We start from the raw sequence: 19,336 nt of genomic DNA on the forward strand, positions 1-19,336 counted from the left end.
GCCTTAACCGAAGAACCAGTAGCAGACGCCGATAGCGCCGAGCACACCCGCCAGCTCGGCCAGCAGCGCGCAACCGACGGCATGCCGGGCGCGCTGGATGCCTACGGCGCCGAAGTACACCGCCAGCACGTAGAACGTGGTTTCGGTGCTGCCCTGAATAGTCGCGGCCACCAGCGCCGGGAAGCTGTCCACGCCCGAGGTCTTCATCGTTTCGATCAGCATCGCCCGGGCGGCGCTGCCGGAGAACGGTTTAACCATCGCCGTCGGCAGCGCATCGACGAAACGCGTGTCCCACCCTGCCCACTCCACCAGATGGCGAATGCCGTCGAGACCGAAGTCCAGCGCGCCCGATGCGCGCAATACGCCGATCGCGCAGAGCATCGCCACCAGGTACGGCAGCAGGTTCTTGGCGACGTCGAAACCTTCCTTCGCGCCTTCCACGAACGCTTCGTAAACCTTCACCTTGCGCAAGGCGCCGATCACCAGGAACAGCATGATCAGGCCGAACAGCGTCAGGTTGCCGAGGATCGACGACAGGCCCGCCAGCGCGGTGGCCGACATCGTCGCCAACAACGCCATGAAGCCACCGAGGATCAGCGCGCCGGGAATCAGGTAGGCCAGCACCACCGGGTCCCAGACCCGCAGGCGCTGCATGAATGCCACCGACAGGAAGCCGACGATGGTCGAGCAACTGGTGGCCAGCAGGATCGGCAGGAACACCAGCGTCGGGTCCGGCGCGCCTTGCTGGGCGCGGTACATGAAGATCGTCACCGGCAGCAGGGTCAGGGACGATGCGTTGAGTACCAGGAACAGGATCTGCGCGTTGCTGGCGATGGTCGAGCTGGGGTTGAGCTCTTGCAGCGCCTTCATCGCTTTAAGGCCGATCGGCGTGGCGGCGTTGTCCAGGCCCAGGCCGTTGGCGGCGAAGTTCAGGGTGATCAGGCCGATGGCCGGGTGCCCCGCTGGCACTTCCGGCATCAGTCGCAGGAACAGCGGGCCCAGCGCTTTGGCCAGCCATTCGACGATCCCTGCTTTCTCGGCGATGCGCAGGAAACCCAGCCACAGGGTCAGCGTGCCGAACAGCAGTACCATGACTTCGACCGACAGCTTGGCCATGGCAAAAATGCTTTCCACCATCGCCGCGAAGATCCCGGCGTTGCCGCCGATCAGCCATTGCCCCAGCGCCGAAACGGCTGCCACGATGAAGAAGCCAAGCCACAGGCCATTAAGCATCAGTCAAATCCCCCGGAAGATGCGGCGAATGATAGCGGGGTCGCCAGAAACGACAAACCCCGGATTTCTCCGGGGTTTGTCAGGGTGCCTTGCGGGCGGGGATCAGTTGTTCGAAACGTCACCGGCCGGCAGTTTTTCCTTGCTGCGCCAGTGCGGCAGCGAGTTCCAGTAGCGCTGGCCCTTGGCGTCGTCGTACATGCCTTCCCAACGGGCGATGACCAGTACGGCGAGGGCGTTGCCGATCACGTTCAGGGCGGTACGCGCCATGTCCATCACACGGTCGACACCGGCGATGAAGGCCAGGCCTTCCAGCGGAATGCCGACGCTGCCCAGAGTGGCCAGCAGTACTACGAAGGACACGCCCGGTACGCCGGCGATGCCTTTGGAGGTGACCATCAGGGTCAGGACCAGCAGCAGTTGCTGGCTGATCGACAGGTCGATGCCGTACAGCTGGGCAATGAAGATCGCCGCGATGGACTGGTACAGGGTCGAACCGTCGAGGTTGAACGAGTAGCCGGTCGGTACCACAAAGCTGCAGATGGCTTTCGGTGCGCCGTAGGCTTCCATCTTCTCGATCACGCGTGGCAGCACGGTTTCCGAGGAAGCGGTGGAGTAAGCCAGGACCAGCTCATCCTTGAAGATGCGCATCAGCTTGATCACCGAGAAACCGAACATCTTGGCGATCAGGCCCAGAATCACGAAGGCGAAGAAGGCGATGGCGACGTAAACCAGGATCACCAGTTTGGCCAGCGGCAGCAGCGAGGCGAAGCCGAAGTTGGCCACGGTCACTGCGATCAGAGCGAACACACCAATTGGCGCGTAGTTCATGATCATGTGGGTGACTTTGAACATGCTTTCAGAGACGCCCTGGAACATCTTCACCAGCGGCTCGCGCAGGTCCGACTGCAGGCTCGAAAGACCGAGGCCGAACAGCACGGAGAAGAAGATGATCGGCAGCATTTCGCCGCGGGCCATGGCCGCGAAGATGTTCGACGGGATCAGGTTGAGGATGGTCTCGATGAACGCGTGTTCATGCTGCACTTCGGCGGCGGTCGCCTGGTACTTGGAGATGTCCACAGTGCCCAGGGTGCTCATGTCGATGCCGGCACCCGGATGGAACAGGTTGGCCAGCAGCAGGCCGACAACGATGGCGATGGTGGTGACGATTTCGAAGTAGATGATGGTCTTCAGGCCGATGCGCCCGAGCTTCTTGGCGTCGCCCACGCCGGCGATGCCGACGATCAGGGAAGAGATGACGATCGGGATCACGATCATCTTGATCAGACGGATAAAGATATCGCCTGCCGGTTGCAGGACGTTGCTGATCCACCAGGCCTTCTCGGCACTGAAATGGTTGAGCAACGCACCGATTGCAATCCCCAACACCAGACCGATGAGGATCTGCCAGGCGAGGCTAAGCTTTGCCTTCTTCATTATCTTTACCCTTACTTGCGTTTGACTCAGGCACATGCAGGAACTGGAACGCTCTTTAGCGGAAAAGTCTGTGCATCTGCCTCCGTATAAGGTGCCCCGAAGCGCGTGTTTACGGCTCTCCGGCAGGCGAAAAAAGGCGCAACTATTCCGATGCAAGGTTGCGCCGTCTAATGCCGTAAACGCCTACCCTATGCCGAATCGGCATGAGCTTTTTTAAATGAAACTGGCGTCCCAACCGGTTCGAATACGACATTTCGGCAGGCATAAGTGCCGTGAACCGGCCATTACAGCGTAGGTTGGTTATTTTTTGAACGAGTGATTTCGACGAAAAATTTAGGAAAAAGCCTACGTTCGGAAACTAAAAGTCCGACTTACTCGATCGACTCTTTCTCGATATACGGTCGCGAAGAAACACCGCGAAATGCTTTCGCACGCAGTGTGAGCGATAAAAAAGACGAGCAGAACGCTCTGGATCAACGTTTTGTCACGTTGAAAGCTCAGCGCAAGTCCGTCGAACCGCTCCGGTTGGCGAACTTGCGTCGCAGCTTTTACCCTGACCCGGCCCTCATCGCAGGCACTCCCTGTACCCGTAGGTCACTCCGACCCTGCAACAGTCAGAACGTCCCGGCCCCTTGGTCATGCACCGGCCTTCCTCGGGCGGGTGCAATGGAGGACAGCCTTTCAGCTGTCCTCATGTTCAATACCAGTTCGGATCTTTCTTCAGCGTTTCCATCAAAAGATCCTGCATGCCCTGGTCGGGCTTGCCGAGGAAGCGGTAGGTGGCATGTCGCGTTGGCGACTTGTCCGCCGGCAGCCCTTCGGGCACATCGACCAGCATGGCGTAAGCGTGTTTCTTGTCGAAGCTGAAGGCGACGATCAGGCGGTGGTTGAGGCATTTGTCCTGCGATTCGCAGAGCGGCCCCACCAGATACTGATCGCCATCTTCAGTCACGGCATTCATCTGTTGGTCCGGCGCGCCGGAGAGGTTCATCACCCATTCCGGCAGGCGTTCTTCCTTCTTCACCACGCCTTCCCAGGTTTCCCTGTATTGCGGGTCGGAACTCAACAGTTCGTTGACCCGCGCCTGGCCGTCATTGGCCGCCATCGCCATGGCACTACCGCCCAGGAGCAGGGCGGCTGCCAGTGTCTTTAAACCCTTCATGTTCAACCTCGACCGCGACGGCCAAAGAAGAAGGAAGCGATGAACATCACCAGGAACACGACAAAGAGAATCTTGGCGATACCCGTGGCGGTGCCCGCGATACCACCGAAGCCCAGTACTGCAGCGATGATGGCAATGATCAGGAATGTGATTGCCCAGCTCAACATGGTGATTCTCCTTGCTTCTATTTAGGGGTGTTGCCGGTCTCGGCGCGGGGGCGCCCAGATTCGTTGATCAGAAAACCCAGCGTTCTTCACGGGGCATGTCGCCCAGTGGCTGTGGCTGGTCGACGTCCATCATGCGCATCGCGCCGTTGTCGGCCTGGCTGCTGCTGACTGCGCTGAAGTGCGTCTGCGTCGCGTGTTGCATGGAAATCAGGGGCTCAGGTTGCTGACTCTGCTCCCAGCGCAGGTATTGCTGGCAGGCTATCAGCGTGATCAACAGCGCAAGTGCGCCAAACAGGGCCTGCTGCAAGTGCAGTGGCGAGATACGCATTTGGGCGGCACGTGGGCGAGTCATCCTGGGTTCCTCACTCTTGTTCGATTGGGGCAGTGCATATCTGCCCGGGCTGAAAGAGGTATTGCAGCCTGCGTGCCAGCTTTTTTGATTGAAAAAAACCAATAAAATCAGCTAGTTACAAACGGTATGAAAATTCCTGACGACGCATCCTGCACGATGGTCCGCATAGGGTCGTGCGTAATGCACGATTATTTCGTAGGAGAAATCATTATTTTTGAATTGAGGACAGGGTACGGATGTCAGAAAAGTAGGCAGGAAACCGACCTGAAACTGTGCGATGTTTAAAAAACCAATGAAATCAGTTGATTAGCCGTTAGGGCAGGAGAGAGCTACCCTGCAATGACTCGAATCGATCAGAATCAACCATGCAACTTGCCCGATTTTTCCGGGACTAACCCAAGACATTCACTTATGGAGCGTAGGAAAAATGGAATCAGCCACTGAGCACCAAGGCCGCATTCTGCTGGTGGACGATGAATCCGCCATCCTGCGAACCTTTCGTTATTGCCTCGAAGACGAAGGTTATACCGTCGCCACCGCCAACAGCGCGGCTCAGGCTGACGCGCTGCTGCAACGCCAGGTGTTCGACCTGTGCTTCCTTGATTTGCGCCTGGGTGAAGACAACGGCCTGGATGTATTGGCGCAGATGCGCATTCAGGCGCCGTGGATGCGGGTGGTGATCGTCACCGCCCATTCGGCCGTCGATACCGCGGTAGACGCGATTCAGGCCGGCGCTGCCGATTATCTGGTCAAGCCGTGCAGCCCGGATCAATTGCGCCTGGCGACCGCCAAGCAACTGGAAGTACGTCAGCTATCGGCGCGTCTGGAAGCCCTCGAAGGCGAGATCCGCAAACCCAAGGACGGTCTCGATTCCCACAGCCCGGCGATGAAAGTCGTACTGGAAACTGCGCGGCAAGTGGCGGGCACCGACGCCAACATTCTGATCCTCGGCGAGTCCGGCACCGGTAAAGGTGAACTGGCCCGAGCCATTCACGGCTGGAGCAAGCGCGAGAAGAAATCCTGCGTGACCATCAATTGCCCGTCGCTGACCGCCGAACTGATGGAGAGCGAGCTGTTCGGTCACAGCCGTGGCGCGTTTACCGGGGCTAGCGAAAGCACACTGGGGCGAGTCAATCAGGCCGATGGCGGCACGCTGTTTCTCGACGAGATCGGCGATTTTCCGCTGACATTGCAACCCAAGTTGCTGCGTTTCATTCAGGACAAGGAATACGAGCGGGTAGGCGATCCGGTCACCCGCCGCGCCGATGTGCGCATTCTCGCCGCCACCAACCTCAATCTTGAAGACATGGTGCGAGACGGGCGTTTCCGTGAAGACCTGCTCTATCGCCTGAACGTCATCACCCTGCATTTGCCGCCGCTGCGCGAGCGGGCCGAAGACATCCTGACCCTGGCCGACCGTTTCCTCGCTCGTTTTGTGAAGGAATACGCGCGCCCTGCGCGGGGTTTCAGCGACGAGGCTCGCGAAGCGCTGCTGGGCTATCGCTGGCCCGGCAACATCCGCGAGCTGCGCAACGTGGTAGAGCGGGCGAGCATCATTTGCCCGCAGGAGCGGGTGGAAATCAGCCACCTCGGCATGGCCGAACAACCGGCCAACAATGCGCCACGGGTTGGCGCGGCACTGAGCCTCGACGAGCTGGAGAAAGCCCACATCGGCGCAGTACTGGCGACTGCCGGCACCCTCGATCAGGCCGCCAAGACTCTGGGGATCGACGCCTCGACCCTGTATCGCAAGCGCAAGCAGTACAACCTGTGAGCGCCCGCCGATGAAACTGGCGATGAAGTTGCGGACCCGCTTGTTCCTGAGCATTTCCGCGCTGATCACCGTGGCCTTGCTCGGGCTGATGCTCGGGCTAGTCAGCGTGATGCAGATGGCCGGCACCCAGGAGGCGCTGATCCGCAACAACTTCGTCACCCTCGATCTGGGGCTCAAGCTGCGGCAGACCCTCGGCGATCAACTGATCATGATGCTTGCCGAGAAGCCCGATCCCGTGGCGTTCGAAGCGTCCAAACAACGTTATTTCGAATTGCTCGACGAGGGCATCGCCCAAGAGCAGAAAAACGACAATCGCCAATACGGGTTCAGTCAGGCGAAGAGCGATTACCTGACCTTCCTTGAGGCGTTCGATATCTCCCGCGATCCGGGCGCCGCCCTGAGTGGTAGTGGCGACTTGCGCGAACGATTCAACACCCTGCGTAACGGTTTGATCACCGAGCACAAGCACGCGCTGGATAACATCAACGCTGTCCAGCACGCCGCCCGTGACCGTGCACTGCTGATTTCCGGCTTGCTCGGGCTGGTGGGGCTGGCGGTGCTGATCATCGGTTTTATTACGGCTCAAGGGATTGCCCGGCGTTTTGGCGCGCCGATCGAAGCGCTGGCCAAAGCGGCGGACAACATCGGCCAAGGCAATTTCGAAGTGACCCTGCCGGTGTCCTCGGCGATGGAAATCAATCTGCTGACCCGGCGCTTCGGGCTAATGGCCGAAGCCCTGCGCGAACACCAGGCGACCAACGTCGATGAACTGCTCGCCGGCCAGCAGCGCCTGCAAGCGGTACTCGACAGCATCGATGACGGCTTGCTGATGATCGACCGTCAGGGGCATCTGGAACACTTGAACCCGGTAGCCCAGCGGCAATTGGGCTGGGACAGCGACCGTTTCGGCGAGGGATTGGGCACAGCGCTTCAGCGTCCGGAACTGGATGCACAACTGCAACTGGTGTTGCGCGGCGGCACGCTCGAGCGCGCGCCGGAAGATTTGAGCATCGAGGTCGATGGCGAATCGCGCCTGCTGACCTACAGCCTGACGCCGGTCAGCCACACTCAAGGGCATATCCTCGGCGCCGTGATGGTCTTGCATGACGTCACCGAACAGCGCGCCTTCGAGCGGGTGCGCAGCGAGTTCGTGCTGCGCGCCTCCCACGAATTGCGCACACCGGTCACGGGCATGCACATGGCGTTCGGGCTGTTTCGCGAGCGGGCGAAGTTTCCTCAGGAGTCGCGCGAGTCCGATCTGCTCGACACGGTTAACGAAGAAATGCAGCGCCTGATGCAGTTGATCAACGATCTGCTGAACTTCTCGCGCTATCAGAGCGGTTTGCAGAAGCTCACGCTGGCGCCGTGTTCCATCGAGGATCTGCTGGAGCAGGCGCGTTTGCGTTTCGCCGATTCGGCAGCGCAGAAGGGCGTTACCCTGCAGGTCGAAGCGCAAGGCCCGCTGCCACGCTTGCAGGCGGATCAGGCGCAGCTCGATCGAGTTCTCGACAACCTGATCGACAATGCCTTGCGCCATACGGCGCGCGACGGGCTGATCCGCTTGCAGGCCCGGCGCCATGGCGAGCGGGTGATCATCAGCGTCGAAGACAACGGCGAAGGGATTGCTTACGGTCAGCAAGGGCGGATCTTCGAACCGTTCGTCCAGGTCGGCAGGAAAAAGGGCGGAGCCGGGCTGGGTCTGGCGCTGTGCAAGGAAATCGTCCAGTTGCACGGTGGGCGGATGGGTGTTTACTCACGGCCGGGGCAGGGCACGCAGTTCTACATGGCGCTGGCGGTCTAGGCTTCGTCGTCAATCCGGCGGCCGGCTAGCCGCCGACCACGGGTGATCAGTTCGATGAACTGCACCGCGCTCAAAGCGTGGGCGAACAGCCAGCCCTGACCGAACTTCACCCCTTCGCTGCTCAGCAGCTCGGCCTGGGATTCATATTCGATCCCTTCGGCGATCACCTTCAGGTCCAGCGCCTGAGCCATGTGAATGATGTGCGGTGCGACACCGCTGCTGGCAGCGTCATGGCCGAGGGCGTCGATGAAGGCCTTGTCGATCTTCAGGCAGTCCACCGGCAAGGTTTGCAGGTACGCCAGGCTGCAATAGCCGGTGCCGAAGTCGTCGATCAGCACCTGATGGCCGACATCCCGCAGTGCTTGCAGGTTTTCCCGGGCCACCACCACATCGATCAGGCCGCGTTCGGTCACCTCGAAAGCAATCTGCCGCGCCGCCACCCGGTGCAGGGTCAGCAGCCGCGCCATGACCTGGCCGATGCGCGGCACCATCACGTCGCAGGCGGCCAGGTTCACCGAGATGTACAGCTGCGGATTGGCTCGCAGCAACTGGCCCAACTGCTCAAGCAAGCGTTGCAGGACGAAGTCGGTCATCTGGCGAATCTGCCCGGTGTTCTCGGCCATCGGGATGAAAAGGTCGGGACTGGTCAGCGTGCCGTCCGGCCGGCGCCAGCGCAGCAGGGCTTCGGCGCCGACGCAGTTGCGGCTGTCGAGATCGAAGATCGGTTGATACAACACCTGCAGCTCGCCCCGGCGGATCGCGCCGTGCAGCTCGGCATCCAGCGACTGGCGCTGGCGCACGATCCAGAACACCAGAACCCCCACCAGCGCACCGAGCACCAGACAGAACGGCACCATCCACCACCAGAGCTCCGGAATGTGCATGCCCGAGCGCGGGCTGATCAGTACCAGTTGGTATTCCGGGTTATCGGTGGGCATGCGGTAGATCAGGTGCGACTGGGTAACTTGCAGCGCATCAGGGGTTTTCGGCGGCCAGGGTTCAGTCGGTGGCCAAGCTTGCGGAATACCGAGTACCGGAATCGCCCGGGACCCGTGATCCAGCACCACCAACAGGCTGCTGCCGGGCGACAGGTCGACCATGTCGGTCAAATGCCCGCGCGAGGTGGCGACGCGAAAGTTGCCGCGTCCGAGCATCAGCGCCGCGCGGTTTTCATCGGGTTCGGTGGTGGTGTTCAGCCAATAGCTGTAGGTCGGGCCTTTGATGTCCGGCGGGCGGATCACCGACAGGCCTTCCTGGCGGGGGCGGTTGGAGCAGATCCGCGTGGCGTCCATGTAGGCCGCTTCATAGACGAAGCGGTAGTTGAACGTCACTTGCTGCAACGTGGCGATCATTTCGTCGTCGCAGCTGCGCAAGGGTTGGGCTTCGAGGTCGTCGAGGCTTTCGCGCAGCTGGCCGAACAGTTGCTCCAGACGCGCCAGGAACCGCTCGCCCTGGGCGTTCATTTCCTGGCTCTCGCTTTGTTCGACCTGGCGCATGGCCACGAACAACCCGCCGGTGATCAGCAGGCTCGCACTGAGGACAGCCGCGATCATCGCCAGAAACCAGGGGCGATAAAACCAGCTACGCAGCGTCTCTCGGGTAGCAACCATCATGGATATCCGAAGAATTACCAATGAGTTATAGCTGCTGATTGCACTTTCGCCCTGACCGTCGGGCGGGCGTCATTATTTTGTCTGATTCAACACCAGCAGCAACGCTGCTGTTTGCGCATCCGGCGTGCCGTCAAAGCGCGTAGGACGGTAGTGCATCTGGAAGGCCGCGAGCACATGGCGGGTCGCCACATCCAGCTCGCCGGTCTGCGGCGTCGAGTAGCCCAGGCGCGCCAGTTGGCTCTGGAACCAGGTGATGCTCGGTAGCTCGGCGTCGAACTGCGCCTGCTGGCGTGTCACCGCTTGTTCGTTGGGCCAGAGCCCCAGCCCTTCGGCCGCCAGACGCTTCCAGGGGAACAGCGGTCCCGGGTCGAGCTTGCGCAGCGGGGCGATGTCGCTATGGCCGATGATGTGGCGCGGGCTGATGCCCTGGCGTTTGCTGATGTCCGTGAGCAGAACAATCAGCGATTGCACCTGGGCTTCGCTGTAGGGATACCAGAGGCGACCGGTCGGAGTGTCCTTGAAGCCCGGATTGACGATCTCGATGCCGATCGAACTGGAGTTGAGCCAGGTACGGCCTTGCCATTCGCTTTCGCCGGCGTGCCAGGCCCGCAGGTTTTCGTCCATCAGTTTGTAGATGGTGGCGTTCTTGTCGTCGCCGATCAGGTAATGACTGCTGACTTCGCCGTGGGTCAACAACTGCAATGAGCGTTCGAGCGAGGCGGAGGTGTAGTGCACGATCACGAACTGCACGCGACTGTCGTGATTGACCGAAGGATGGCTGGTGTCAAAACGCGGGCCGCTGGCACAACCGGCCAGGAGGATCAGCGACGCGAGCAGGGTAAAAAATTTCATGGCAGAGGGCAGTACACGCAAGACGATAATGCAACAGTGTAACGTATCGCCTTGCGCTTCGACGCTTAAAGGGCTGATTTAAACAATATGGAACAATTGCCTCAGCCCAGCTCCACCCGGTTACGCCCTGCGTTTTTCGCCCGGTAAAGCGCCTGATCGGCTCTTTTGAGCACCAGATCGCTGTGTTCTCCCGGCCGGAACGCTGCCAGACCCATGGAAACCGTGATCGTGACGCGCTCGCCCTTGAAGTGAAACGGGCAGGCTTCGATGGAGGCGCGCAGGCTTTCCAGGAGTTTGGCACCGACGGCCGGCGGAGTGGCCGGCAGCAGCAATACAAATTCCTCTCCACCGAATCGGGCAATGAAGTCGCTGCCACGCAGGCGTTTGCGCAGCACCGTCGCGATGATCTTCAACACCTTGTCGCCGGCGAGGTGGCCGTAGTTATCGTTGATCCGTTTGAAGTGATCGAGGTCGAGCATGGCCAGGCTCAGGGTGTTGCCGTGCTGCTGCCATTGGGCGATTTCATGTTCGAGCCGTTCGGTCCAGGCGGCGCGGTTGGGCAGGCCGGTGAGCGGATCGATCAGGGCTTTCTGGCGCTGCTCTTCAAGGTGTTCGCGATAGCCCAGCGCTTCCTGCTCCATGTGCGCGACGCGCTCGGCCAGGCTTTTCAGGCGTCCGGCGACTTCCTGTTCTCGGGCGTCACGCTGCTTCTGGTGCTGATCCATCGTGCCGAGCAGGCCTTCGAGGTGGTTTTCCAGCACTTGCTTGAGATCATCCAGATCGGCCGCTTCCTGCACGCTGTTCTGCAAGCCGTCGACCTGTTCGCGGATCTGCGTGTCCATCGCCCGCGCCGCGGAGCTGTTGTCGGCGTGGCCTTCGCTGGCGGCCTGCAAGTTGCTCTGGAACGCTTCGAGGCGTTCGTTGAGTTGCTGCAAATAAGCTTCGAATTCGTGCTGGCCGCTGTCGGTAATCGCCAGCATCAAGGTCGCCAGATCGTCGAGGATCGGCAGCAGTTCGTACCAGTTCAGACCGTTTTTCAGGCGATCGCGCATGGCTTCGGCTTGCGGGCGGTGGCGCTCCGGCAGGGTCAGGTCGTCCAGCAACCCGATCAGCGTGTCTTCGATGTGTTTGGCGACCGAGCTGTAGGACGGTTCCGGCGAGTCCGGCAGGGCGTAAAGGATGTCGTGCTCGGATTGCTCGGGATCGATTGCGGCCAATGCCTGGGCGATGGGCTCGGGCAGGGGCAGGCTGTCGAGGATCACGGGCGGCGGGGTATCGCCGGGGTGGATCAGTTCGTCCGGGTTGATGGCTGTTGGCACTGCCGGCGCGAAAACCGGAGGAGGCGTGAAGGCTTGGGGCTCCGGTTCAGGCTCGGCGGGTTCTGGCTCGCTGGGGGCGGAGGGTGATTCGGTGAGGATTCTGGCCGCCTCGAAGGCCACCACCTCCGGCTCCGCATGATACTCGGGGGTTGGCTCCGGAATTTTCGCTGGTTCGGCCACGGGGGCGGCGACCGGTGCTTGGCTGACGGGCGCAGTGGCGACTGGTTCGGCGGTCGTGACAGGCGCTTCCTGCAAGGGCGCGGTTTCGTGCGTGGCGGGCAGTTGCTCTGGCTGTGCGGGCGGTGCGGCCACGGCAGGCTGGGTCGCCGTCGCAGGCGTTTCCTCGTTGTCGCGGCTGCCGAACAGACGCTGTAACAATCCGGGGCGTCCCGTTTCTGTCGGGGCCTCCAGCTGGCTCAAGGCCTTGCCCTGCAAGCCGCTGAGTTCGCTGAGCAGCAGCGGCATCTCCCTGGCCTGGCTCACCCGGCCGTCCAGCTGCTTGGCGAATTTCTTCAGCGGCTGGGCCACATCGCGGGGCAGGGGCAGGGATTGCAACTGAGTGACCAGCGCAGTCAGTGCAGTGCTGACCTGTTCGATCCGGGTTTCCCGGCGCTGCTCGGAATCGAGCACGGCCTTTTCCAGGCGCGGCAGCAGGGCGGCGAGTCCAGCGTCCATGTCATCGGTGCGCACTACGTCGCGCATCTCTTTCATGCACTGATCGACCACGCGATCAGTGCCTTCCGCCGCCAGGGTGCTGCGTACCAGACCACGGCGCAGCAGGTCGAGCCGGGCGTCCCATCGACGTTCGAGCTTTTCCTGTTGTTCGATGCTTTTGAGGTATTTCTCTTTCCAGCGCTGGGCTTCGTCGCTCATTCAGGGGTTCCGCGAAGGGCAGTGCTCAACGCGGGCAATGCATCGGCCGTGAGCGAACCCGGCAGACGAATCTCTACCGCGACCGGCAGGTGATCGGAAATCGGTTGTGCCAGCACTTCGACCTTTTCCAGGGTCAGGGTCGGGCTGAGCAGAATATGGTCCAGGCAGCGCTGGGGGCGCCAGCTGGGGAATGTCGCTTCGAGTTGCGGGGCCAGCAGGCCGAGGTCGCGCAACGGCGAGTGTTGCAGCAGATCGCTGGCGTGGGTGTTCATGTCGCCCATCAGCACCTGATGCTTGTAGCCTCCGATCAGTTCGCGGATGTAGGCCAGTTGCATGCTGCGCACGCGAGCGCCGAGCGCCAGGTGCATCATCACCACCACCAGCGCTTCCGGGCCTTCGCCGAAGCGCACCAGAATCGCTCCGCGTCCCTTCGGACCCGGCAGCGGATGGTCTTCGATCGCCCACGGCCGCAGGCGACTGAGCACGCCATTGCTGTGCTGGGCCAGTCGGCCAAGGTTGCGATTGAGTTGTTGATACCAGTAGGGGAAGGCACCGAGCTGAGCCAGGTGTTCGACCTGATTGACGTAGCCTGAACGCAGGCTGCCGCCATCGGCTTCCTGCAGGGCGACCAGATCGAAGTCGCCGAGCAGATTGCCGATCTTTTGCAGATTGCTGGAGCGCCCGGGGTGCGGCAGCAGATGCTGCCAGCTGCGGGTCAGGTAGTGCCGATAGCGCTCGGTGCTGATGCCGACCTGAATATTGAAGCTGAGCAAGCGCAGACGGCTGTCTGCGGGCAGGCCCGTCGATTCCAGGTGATGCTCGTTGACCTGCGGATCATGCAGGCCAACGACGCGTTCGGTTCCCCAGCGGCGCATGGCGATTGCCGCGCTTAGTTGGCGGCTGCCTTGTTGGTCGCTCGCTCTTTGGCCACCAGTTGGTCAGCCAGTTTCAGCGCCTGTTCGGCACCGCCGGCAGAGCCGATGTCGAAGCGGTACTTACCGTTGACGATCATGGTTGGAACACCGGAGATTTCATACTTCTTGGCCAGTTCGCGGGCTTTCACGATCTGCCCCTTGATGGCGAACGAATCGAAGGTCGCCAGGAACTTGTCCTTGTCCACGCCTTGAGTGGCGAGGAAGTCGGCCATGTCGTTCTTGTCGGTCAGTTTCTTGTGTTCTTTCTGGATCGCGTTGAATACGGCAGCGTGCACGTTGTGCTCGACGCCCATGGCTTCCAGGGTCAGGAACATCTGGCCGTGAGCGTCCCACGGGCCACCGAACATCGCAGGAATGCGTACGAAGTTGACGTCGGACGGCAGTTTTTCAACCCACGGATTGATCACAGGCTCGAACGCGTAGCAGTGCGGGCAGCCATACCAGAACAGCTCGACCACTTCGATCTTGCCAGGCACGGCGACCGGTACCGGGTTGCTCAGTTCGACGTAAGGGGCAGCAGGGGCTTCGGCGGCCTGGGCGGTCACGCCGAACAGGCTGGCAGCGACGAGGGCGGCGCTGATGATCAGATTACGCATGCTTTACTCCTGGACAATTTTGGTCGCCTCGCGCGACCTGTTTTCAGACAGATCCTGGCGGGCATGAGTTCTGTAGTGTAACGGCAGCGGCCACAAAAAAGGGCGGCCAAAGCCACCCTTTTTATACTTGCCGCGACGGATTAATCGAGCGTTAACGTGACAGGCGTTGGCCATTGCACACAACGCTCGAATCGCGCGTCTTAGTGCAGGCCCTGAATGTAGCTGGAGACTGCCGCGATGTCTTCGTCGCTCAGCTTGCGGGCGATGGTGCGCATGGTCATCGCGTCGCCGTCGTTGCTGCGGCCGGCTTCTTCCTTGCGGAAATCGGTCAGTTGCTTGGCGATGTACTGAGCGTGTTGGCCACCCAGGTGCGGGAAGCCGGCGGCTGCATTGCCGGCGCCGTTAGGCGAGTGGCAACCGGTGCAGGCTGGCAGGCCTTTCTCGAGGTTGCCACCACGGAACAGGGCTTCACCGCGAGCGACGATCTTCGGATCGGCGGCGCCGACGCTGCCTTTCTGGCTGGCGAAGTAAGCGGCGATGTCGGCCAGGTCCTGATCGCTCAGGTTGGTCAGCAGGCCGGTCATTTCCAGAACGGTGCGCTTGCCCGACTTGATGTCATGCAATTGCTTGGTCAGGTAGCGTTCACCCTGTCCGGCCAGCTTTGGAAAGTTTGGCGCCATGCTGTTGCCATCCGGGCCATGGCAGGCGCCGCATACGGCGGCTTTTGCCTGGCCTGCGGCTGCATCACCGGCAGCATGGGCGAAGCCTGAGATTCCCACGGTCAACAGCAGACTCACGATCAGTTTGTTCATCAGCTAATCCAACTACGGCTAAGGGTTAAGAGTTATGGACCGGGCTTACTCTCGCTCATCCAGAGGATGAGGGCCTGGTAATCCTCGGCACTGCAGTCCATGCACAAACCACGCGGCGGCATCGCCTTGAAACCCTGGGTCACGTGTTGCACCAGCGTCTCCATACCTTTCGCCAACCTCGGCGTCCAAGCTTCCTGATCGCCTCTTTTGGGCGCCATGGGTAGTTGGCCGGAATGACAGGCTCCACAAACACGGTTGTACACGGCTTCCGGATCCTGTGTAGCCTGTGCGCTGTAAAGCGGCATCAAGACTCCGGCAGCCAGCAGCCATTTCGTCATAAAACGACCTTTTCAGGGTTGAGAGCGTTCTGCGTTCTAATGCGCAATCAAGGTCTGTCGCTCTCGTGAACTTCATCCTTCGCTGGGACAAAGCACACACAAAATCTGCGGCATTATATACTGGCGTCACTGAAACGGAAGCGACACCGCGTTCCGCGCCTAATCCCGGCGCCGCCCACATCGGAAATCCCATGCAACTCAAGAATCCCATCCTCGGCCTGTGCCAACAGTCCACGTTCATGCTCAGTGCCGCCAAAGTCGATCAGTGCCCCGACGACGAAGGCTTCGAAGTGGCGTTCGCCGGTCGTTCCAACGCCGGTAAATCCAGCGCGCTGAACACTCTGACTCACGCCAGCCTGGCGCGCACCTCGAAAACCCCGGGTCGCACACAGCTGTTGAACTTCTTCAAGCTAGACGATGAACGGCGTCTGGTCGACCTCCCGGGCTACGGTTATGCAAAAGTACCGATCCCGCTCAAGCAACACTGGCAGCGTCACCTTGAGGCCTACCTCGGTGGCCGCGAGAGTTTGAAGGGTTTGATTCTGATGATGGACATCCGTCATCCAATGACCGACTTCGACCTGCTGATGCTCGACTGGGCCGTCGCGGCCGGCATGCCGATGCACATCCTGCTGACCAAGGCCGACAAACTGACCTACGGCGCAGCCAAGAACACGCTGCTCAAGGTGCAGTCGGAAATCCGTAAGGGTTGGGGCGATCTGGTGACGATCCAGCTCTTCTCCGCACCAAAACGCATGGGCCTGGAAGAGGCCTACACTGTGTTGGCGGGCTGGATGGAACTGGCGGACAAAGGCGCCGAAGCGGCGACAGAGGCAGAATAAGGGGATTTCAAAACTGTCTGTGTTGCTGTCAGGCAAGGCAAAAGCATCGCTAAAAAGCGGAGTTTAGGGGACCTAAATGAGCATTTTTAGCGATGCTTTTAACGCAGTCTGGCGGCGCCACAGGCAGTTTTGAGGCAAAAAAAAGCCCCGGACTTCATATGGGGAGGGAGAAGTTCCGGGGTTTAAGTTCCGAACCGCTAGGGCGGGGTTCAGATATCTGCCAACACTTAACACAACATAGGAGCATCGAAGGGCTTCACCAGCCATTCACTATCTCTGAGTGTCCTGTCGCAAGATTAGTTCAGAATCTTTTCAAAAAACTTTGGAATAAGCTCAAGAACGATCAGGCCTAAGCGCTTTTCGATGCCCTTGCCGCGACGCTCCGTCGCGGCAAAGCCCCGTCCCAGACGCCTCAGTGCGCCTCGTCCCAGTTGTTGCCAACTCCCACTTCCACCAGCAACGGCACGTCCAGTTTTGCCGCTTCGCTCATGTGCACACGAATTTCTTCGCGAACCTGATCGACAAGATCCTCGCGAACCTCCAGCACCAGTTCGTCGTGCACCTGCAGGATGACTTTGGCGTCCAGCCCGGAAGCGCTCAGCCAGTTATCCACCGCCACCATGGCTTTCTTGATGATGTCTGCTGCGGTGCCCTGCATCGGCGCGTTGATCGCCGTACGTTCGGCGGCAGCGCGTTCCTGCGGCTTGTTGGAGTTGATGTCTGGCAGATACAGGCGACGACCGAAGATCGTTTCCACAAAGCCTTGGTCTGCTGCCTGGGCGCGGGTGCGATCCATGTATTCACGAACGCCCGGATAACGCGCGAAGTAGGTGTCGATGTAGGCCTTGGCGGTCTTGGTGTCGACGCCGATGTCCTTGCCCAGCTTCTGCGCGCCCATGCCGTAGATCAGGCCGAAGTTGATTGCCTTGGCGCCACGGCGCTGGTCGGACGACACTTCGTTCAGTTCGACCTTGAACACTTCGGCCGCGGTGGCGGTGTGCACGTCCAGATTGTTGCGGAACGCGTTCATCAAGCCTTCGTCGCGAGACAGGTGGGCCATGATCCGCAGTTCGATCTGCGAGTAGTCCGCTGCCAGCAGCTTGTAGCCTTTCGGCGCGACGAACGCCTGGCGGATGCGTCGGCCTTCAGCAGTGCGCACAGGAATGTTCTGCAGGTTCGGATCGCTCGACGACAGGCGACCGGTCGATGCCACAGCCTGATGGTACGAAGTGTGGATACGCCCGGTACGCGGGTTGATCTGCTCCGGCAGGCGATCGGTGTAGGTGCTTTTCAGCTTGCTCATGGAGCGGTGTTCCATCAGCACTTTCGGCAAGCGGTGATCGTCTTCGGCCAGTTTCGCCAACACTTCTTCGGCGGTGGACGGCTGGCCCTTGGCGGTCTTCTTCAGCACCGGCAGGCCGAGTTTTTCGTAGAGGATCACGCCCAGTTGCTTCGGCGAACCGAGGTTGAATTCTTCACCGGCGATCTCGAACGCTTCACGCTCCAACGCGACCATCTTGTTGCCCAGTTCAATGCTCTGGATGCCGAGCAGCTCAGCGTCGACGAACGCGCCCTGGCGCTCGATGCGAGCAAGCACCGGCACCAGCGGGATCTCGATATCGGTCAGTACGCTGGCCAGGCTCGGGATGGCGCTCAGCTTCTCGAACAGCGTCTGGTGCAGGCGCAGGGTCACGTCGGCATCTTCGGCGGCGTATGGGCCAGCCTGTTCCAGGGCGATCTGGTCGAAGGTCAGTTGCTTGGCGCCTTTGCCGGCGATGTCCTGGAAGCTCACGGTGGTGTGATCCAGGTACTTTTGCGCCAGGCTGTCCATGTCGTGACGGGTGGCGGTGGAGTTGAGCACGTAGGACTCAAGCATCGTGTCGAAGGCAATTCCGCGCACGGTGATGCCTTCGTTCAGATCGCCACCGATGGCGCAGTTGGCCAGGATGTTCATGTCGAACTTGGCGTGCTGTCCGACCTTGAGCTTGTTCGGGTCTTCAAGGATCGGCTTGAGTGCGCGCAGCACGGTGTCGCGATCCAGTTGCTCCGGCACGCCGATGTAGGAGTGGGTCAGCGGGATGTAGGCCGCTTCGTTGGCCTGCACCGCGAAGGACAAGCCGACCAGTTGCGCCTGCTGCGCATCGATCCCGGTGGTTTCGGTGTCGAAGGCGAACAGCTTGGCGTTCTTCAGTTTTTCCAGCCAGACGTCGAATCGCGCCTGATCGAGGATGGTTTCGTACGCGGCTTCAGCCGGAGCGGCAGGCGCTTCTTCTTCGGCTGGCGCGCTGAACAGATCGCCGGCCGGCGCAGGCTCGGTGGCAGCGCTCAGCTCCAGACGCTTGGCGTCTCGCTCCAGATCGTTGATCCAGCTCTTGAACTCCAGCAGGGTGTAGAGCTCGTAGAGTTTGGCCGAATCTTCCGGGCCCATTTGCAGGTCGTCGAGGCCGATATCCAGCGGCACGTCGACCTTGATGGTCGCCAGTTGATAGGAGAGGAAGGCCATCTCCTTGTGCTCTTCGAGCTTGGCCGGCAGGGTCTTGGCGCCGCGAATCGGCAGGGTCGGCACGATGTCGAGCTGCGCATACAGCTCGGTCAGGCCGCCGTTGACGCCCACCAGCAGGCCGGAAGCGGTTTTCGGGCCGATGCCGGGAACGCCGGGGATGTTGTCGGAAGAATCGCCCATAAGGGCCAGATAATCGATGATCTGCTCCGGAGCGACGCCGAATTTCTCCTTCACGCCTTCCACGTCCATCGAACTACCGGACATGGTGTTGACCAAGGTAATGTGGCCATCGACCAGTTGCGCCATGTCCTTGTCGCCGGTGGAGATGATCACCGGGCGGTCGGCGGCCGCGCTGCTGCGGGCCAGGGTGCCGATCACGTCATCGGCCTCGACGCCTTCGACGCACAGCAGCGGGAAACCGAGGGCGATCACGCTCTGGTGCAGCGGCTCGATCTGCACGCGCATGTCGTCGGGCATGCTTGGGCGGTTGGCCTTGTATTCGGCGTACATCTCATCGCGAAATGTCCCACCCTTGGCGTCGAACACCACGGCGAACGGGCTGTCCGGATACTGCTTGCGCAGGCTCTTGAGCATGTTCAGCACGCCTTTGACCGCACCGGTCGGCAGGCCTTTGGAGGTGGTCAGCGGTGGCAGCGCGTGAAAGGCGCGGTACAGGTAAGACGAACCGTCCACCAGGACGAGGGGGGCTTGGCTCATGAGCAGAATCAAC

Annotated in this window: 16 protein-coding genes; 3 read left to right on the forward strand and 13 right to left on the reverse strand. The window is 60.8% G+C overall.

Features of this window, described 5'->3' with window-relative positions; translation table 11 throughout:
• Window positions 1-3: 3 nt before the first annotated feature.
• From AC0R79_RS01280 to AC0R79_RS01300, 5 genes are all read right to left on the reverse strand, one after another.
• A complete protein-coding gene (locus AC0R79_RS01280) occupies window positions 4-1,233 on the reverse strand; it encodes a nucleoside recognition domain-containing protein (protein ID WP_007954056.1) in 1,230 nt (409 codons plus the stop codon).
• A 102-nt stretch (window positions 1,234-1,335) separates the two neighbouring features.
• On the reverse strand, window positions 1,336-2,667 hold the full coding sequence (gene gltP / locus AC0R79_RS01285; RefSeq protein WP_007954055.1) for a glutamate/aspartate:proton symporter GltP: 1,332 nt from the start codon (window positions 2,665-2,667) through the stop codon (window positions 1,336-1,338).
• Window positions 2,668-3,364: 697 nt separating this feature from the next.
• Window positions 3,365-3,829 carry an inhibitor of vertebrate lysozyme family protein gene (locus AC0R79_RS01290; protein WP_007954053.1) on the reverse strand — a complete coding sequence of 155 codons (465 nt, stop codon included), beginning with the start codon at window positions 3,827-3,829 and terminating at the stop codon, window positions 3,365-3,367.
• Between the two features lie 2 nt (window positions 3,830-3,831).
• Window positions 3,832-3,996 (reverse strand): DUF1328 domain-containing protein, encoded by a 165-nt coding sequence (locus AC0R79_RS01295; RefSeq protein ID WP_003177151.1) that lies wholly within the window; start codon window positions 3,994-3,996, stop codon window positions 3,832-3,834.
• Window positions 3,997-4,063: 67 nt separating this feature from the next.
• A complete protein-coding gene (locus tag AC0R79_RS01300) occupies window positions 4,064-4,348 on the reverse strand; it encodes a hypothetical protein (protein WP_007954051.1) in 285 nt (94 codons plus the stop codon).
• A gap of 427 nt (window positions 4,349-4,775) precedes the next feature.
• Here AC0R79_RS01300 and algB point away from each other — a divergent pair, with 427 nt between their 5' ends.
• Both algB and AC0R79_RS01310 read left to right on the forward strand, forming a co-directional pair.
• Window positions 4,776-6,122, forward strand: coding sequence for a sigma-54-dependent response regulator transcription factor AlgB (gene algB / locus AC0R79_RS01305; RefSeq protein ID WP_007954049.1), 1,347 nt, complete (start codon window positions 4,776-4,778; stop codon window positions 6,120-6,122).
• A 10-nt stretch (window positions 6,123-6,132) separates the two neighbouring features.
• Window positions 6,133-7,923 carry a KinB sensor domain-containing domain gene (locus tag AC0R79_RS01310; protein ID WP_127796497.1) on the forward strand — a complete coding sequence of 597 codons (1,791 nt, stop codon included), beginning with the start codon at window positions 6,133-6,135 and terminating at the stop codon, window positions 7,921-7,923.
• Here the strand turns inward: AC0R79_RS01310 and AC0R79_RS01315 are convergent.
• The 7 genes from AC0R79_RS01315 to AC0R79_RS01345 form a co-directional block, all read right to left on the reverse strand.
• Complete coding sequence (locus AC0R79_RS01315) at window positions 7,920-9,533, reverse strand: EAL domain-containing protein (protein ID WP_177323245.1); 1,614 nt, start codon at window positions 9,531-9,533, stop codon at window positions 7,920-7,922. The two genes, AC0R79_RS01310 and AC0R79_RS01315, sit on opposite strands and share 4 nt — an antisense overlap.
• Window positions 9,534-9,608: 75 nt before the next feature.
• Window positions 9,609-10,388, reverse strand: coding sequence for an N-acetylmuramoyl-L-alanine amidase (locus AC0R79_RS01320; RefSeq protein ID WP_474732871.1), 780 nt, complete (start codon window positions 10,386-10,388; stop codon window positions 9,609-9,611).
• A 101-nt stretch (window positions 10,389-10,489) separates the two neighbouring features.
• Window positions 10,490-12,580 (reverse strand): GGDEF domain-containing protein, encoded by a 2,091-nt coding sequence (locus tag AC0R79_RS01325; protein WP_474732873.1) that lies wholly within the window; start codon window positions 12,578-12,580, stop codon window positions 10,490-10,492.
• Window positions 12,577-13,455: an endonuclease/exonuclease/phosphatase family protein gene (locus AC0R79_RS01330; RefSeq protein ID WP_039764867.1), complete on the reverse strand. Its 879-nt coding sequence runs from the start codon at window positions 13,453-13,455 to the stop codon at window positions 12,577-12,579. The genes AC0R79_RS01325 and AC0R79_RS01330 overlap by 4 nt, the downstream gene beginning before the upstream one ends.
• Before the next feature lie 14 nt (window positions 13,456-13,469).
• Entirely contained in the window at window positions 13,470-14,111 is a 642-nt protein-coding gene (locus tag AC0R79_RS01335) for a thiol:disulfide interchange protein DsbA/DsbL (protein ID WP_007954043.1), read from the reverse strand.
• Between the two features lie 200 nt (window positions 14,112-14,311).
• Entirely contained in the window at window positions 14,312-14,923 is a 612-nt protein-coding gene (locus AC0R79_RS01340) for a c-type cytochrome (RefSeq protein ID WP_085606391.1), read from the reverse strand.
• 32 nt (window positions 14,924-14,955) lie between these two features.
• Window positions 14,956-15,261, reverse strand: coding sequence for a c-type cytochrome (locus AC0R79_RS01345; protein WP_085690419.1), 306 nt, complete (start codon window positions 15,259-15,261; stop codon window positions 14,956-14,958).
• Window positions 15,262-15,452: 191 nt separating this feature from the next.
• Here AC0R79_RS01345 and yihA point away from each other — a divergent pair, with 191 nt between their 5' ends.
• Window positions 15,453-16,103, forward strand: a complete 651-nt coding sequence (yihA, locus tag AC0R79_RS01350) for a ribosome biogenesis GTP-binding protein YihA/YsxC (RefSeq protein ID WP_003220309.1) — start codon at window positions 15,453-15,455, stop codon at window positions 16,101-16,103.
• 412 nt (window positions 16,104-16,515) lie between these two features.
• On the opposite strand, the gene polA is transcribed toward yihA, so the two are convergent.
• A complete protein-coding gene (polA, locus tag AC0R79_RS01355; RefSeq protein WP_474732877.1) occupies window positions 16,516-19,323 on the reverse strand; it encodes a DNA polymerase I in 2,808 nt (935 codons plus the stop codon).
• Window positions 19,324-19,336 lie beyond the last annotated feature (13 nt).

It is taken from the genome of Pseudomonas sp. HD57-3, assembly GCF_056113135.1.

Coding starts and splice junctions, on each gene's coding strand:
- AC0R79_RS01280 (WP_007954056.1), bottom strand. CDS start 1,233: ATGCTTAATGGCCTGTGGCTTGGCTTCTTCATCGTGGCAGCCGTTTCG.
- gltP (WP_007954055.1), bottom strand. CDS start 2,667: ATGAAGAAGGCAAAGCTTAGCCTCGCCTGGCAGATCCTCATCGGTCTG.
- AC0R79_RS01290 (WP_007954053.1), bottom strand. CDS start 3,829: ATGAAGGGTTTAAAGACACTGGCAGCCGCCCTGCTCCTGGGCGGTAGT.
- AC0R79_RS01295 (WP_003177151.1), bottom strand. CDS start 3,996: ATGTTGAGCTGGGCAATCACATTCCTGATCATTGCCATCATCGCTGCA.
- AC0R79_RS01300 (WP_007954051.1), bottom strand. CDS start 4,348: ATGACTCGCCCACGTGCCGCCCAAATGCGTATCTCGCCACTGCACTTG.
- algB (WP_007954049.1), top strand. CDS start 4,776: ATGGAATCAGCCACTGAGCACCAAGGCCGCATTCTGCTGGTGGACGAT.
- AC0R79_RS01310 (WP_127796497.1), top strand. CDS start 6,133: ATGAAACTGGCGATGAAGTTGCGGACCCGCTTGTTCCTGAGCATTTCC.
- AC0R79_RS01315 (WP_177323245.1), bottom strand. CDS start 9,533: ATGGTTGCTACCCGAGAGACGCTGCGTAGCTGGTTTTATCGCCCCTGG.
- AC0R79_RS01320 (WP_474732871.1), bottom strand. CDS start 10,388: ATGAAATTTTTTACCCTGCTCGCGTCGCTGATCCTCCTGGCCGGTTGT.
- AC0R79_RS01325 (WP_474732873.1), bottom strand. CDS start 12,580: ATGAGCGACGAAGCCCAGCGCTGGAAAGAGAAATACCTCAAAAGCATC.
- AC0R79_RS01330 (WP_039764867.1), bottom strand. CDS start 13,455: ATGCGCCGCTGGGGAACCGAACGCGTCGTTGGCCTGCATGATCCGCAG.
- AC0R79_RS01335 (WP_007954043.1), bottom strand. CDS start 14,111: ATGCGTAATCTGATCATCAGCGCCGCCCTCGTCGCTGCCAGCCTGTTC.
- AC0R79_RS01340 (WP_085606391.1), bottom strand. CDS start 14,923: ATGAACAAACTGATCGTGAGTCTGCTGTTGACCGTGGGAATCTCAGGC.
- AC0R79_RS01345 (WP_085690419.1), bottom strand. CDS start 15,261: ATGACGAAATGGCTGCTGGCTGCCGGAGTCTTGATGCCGCTTTACAGC.
- yihA (WP_003220309.1), top strand. CDS start 15,453: ATGCAACTCAAGAATCCCATCCTCGGCCTGTGCCAACAGTCCACGTTC.
- polA (WP_474732877.1), bottom strand. CDS start 19,323: ATGAGCCAAGCCCCCCTCGTCCTGGTGGACGGTTCGTCTTACCTGTAC.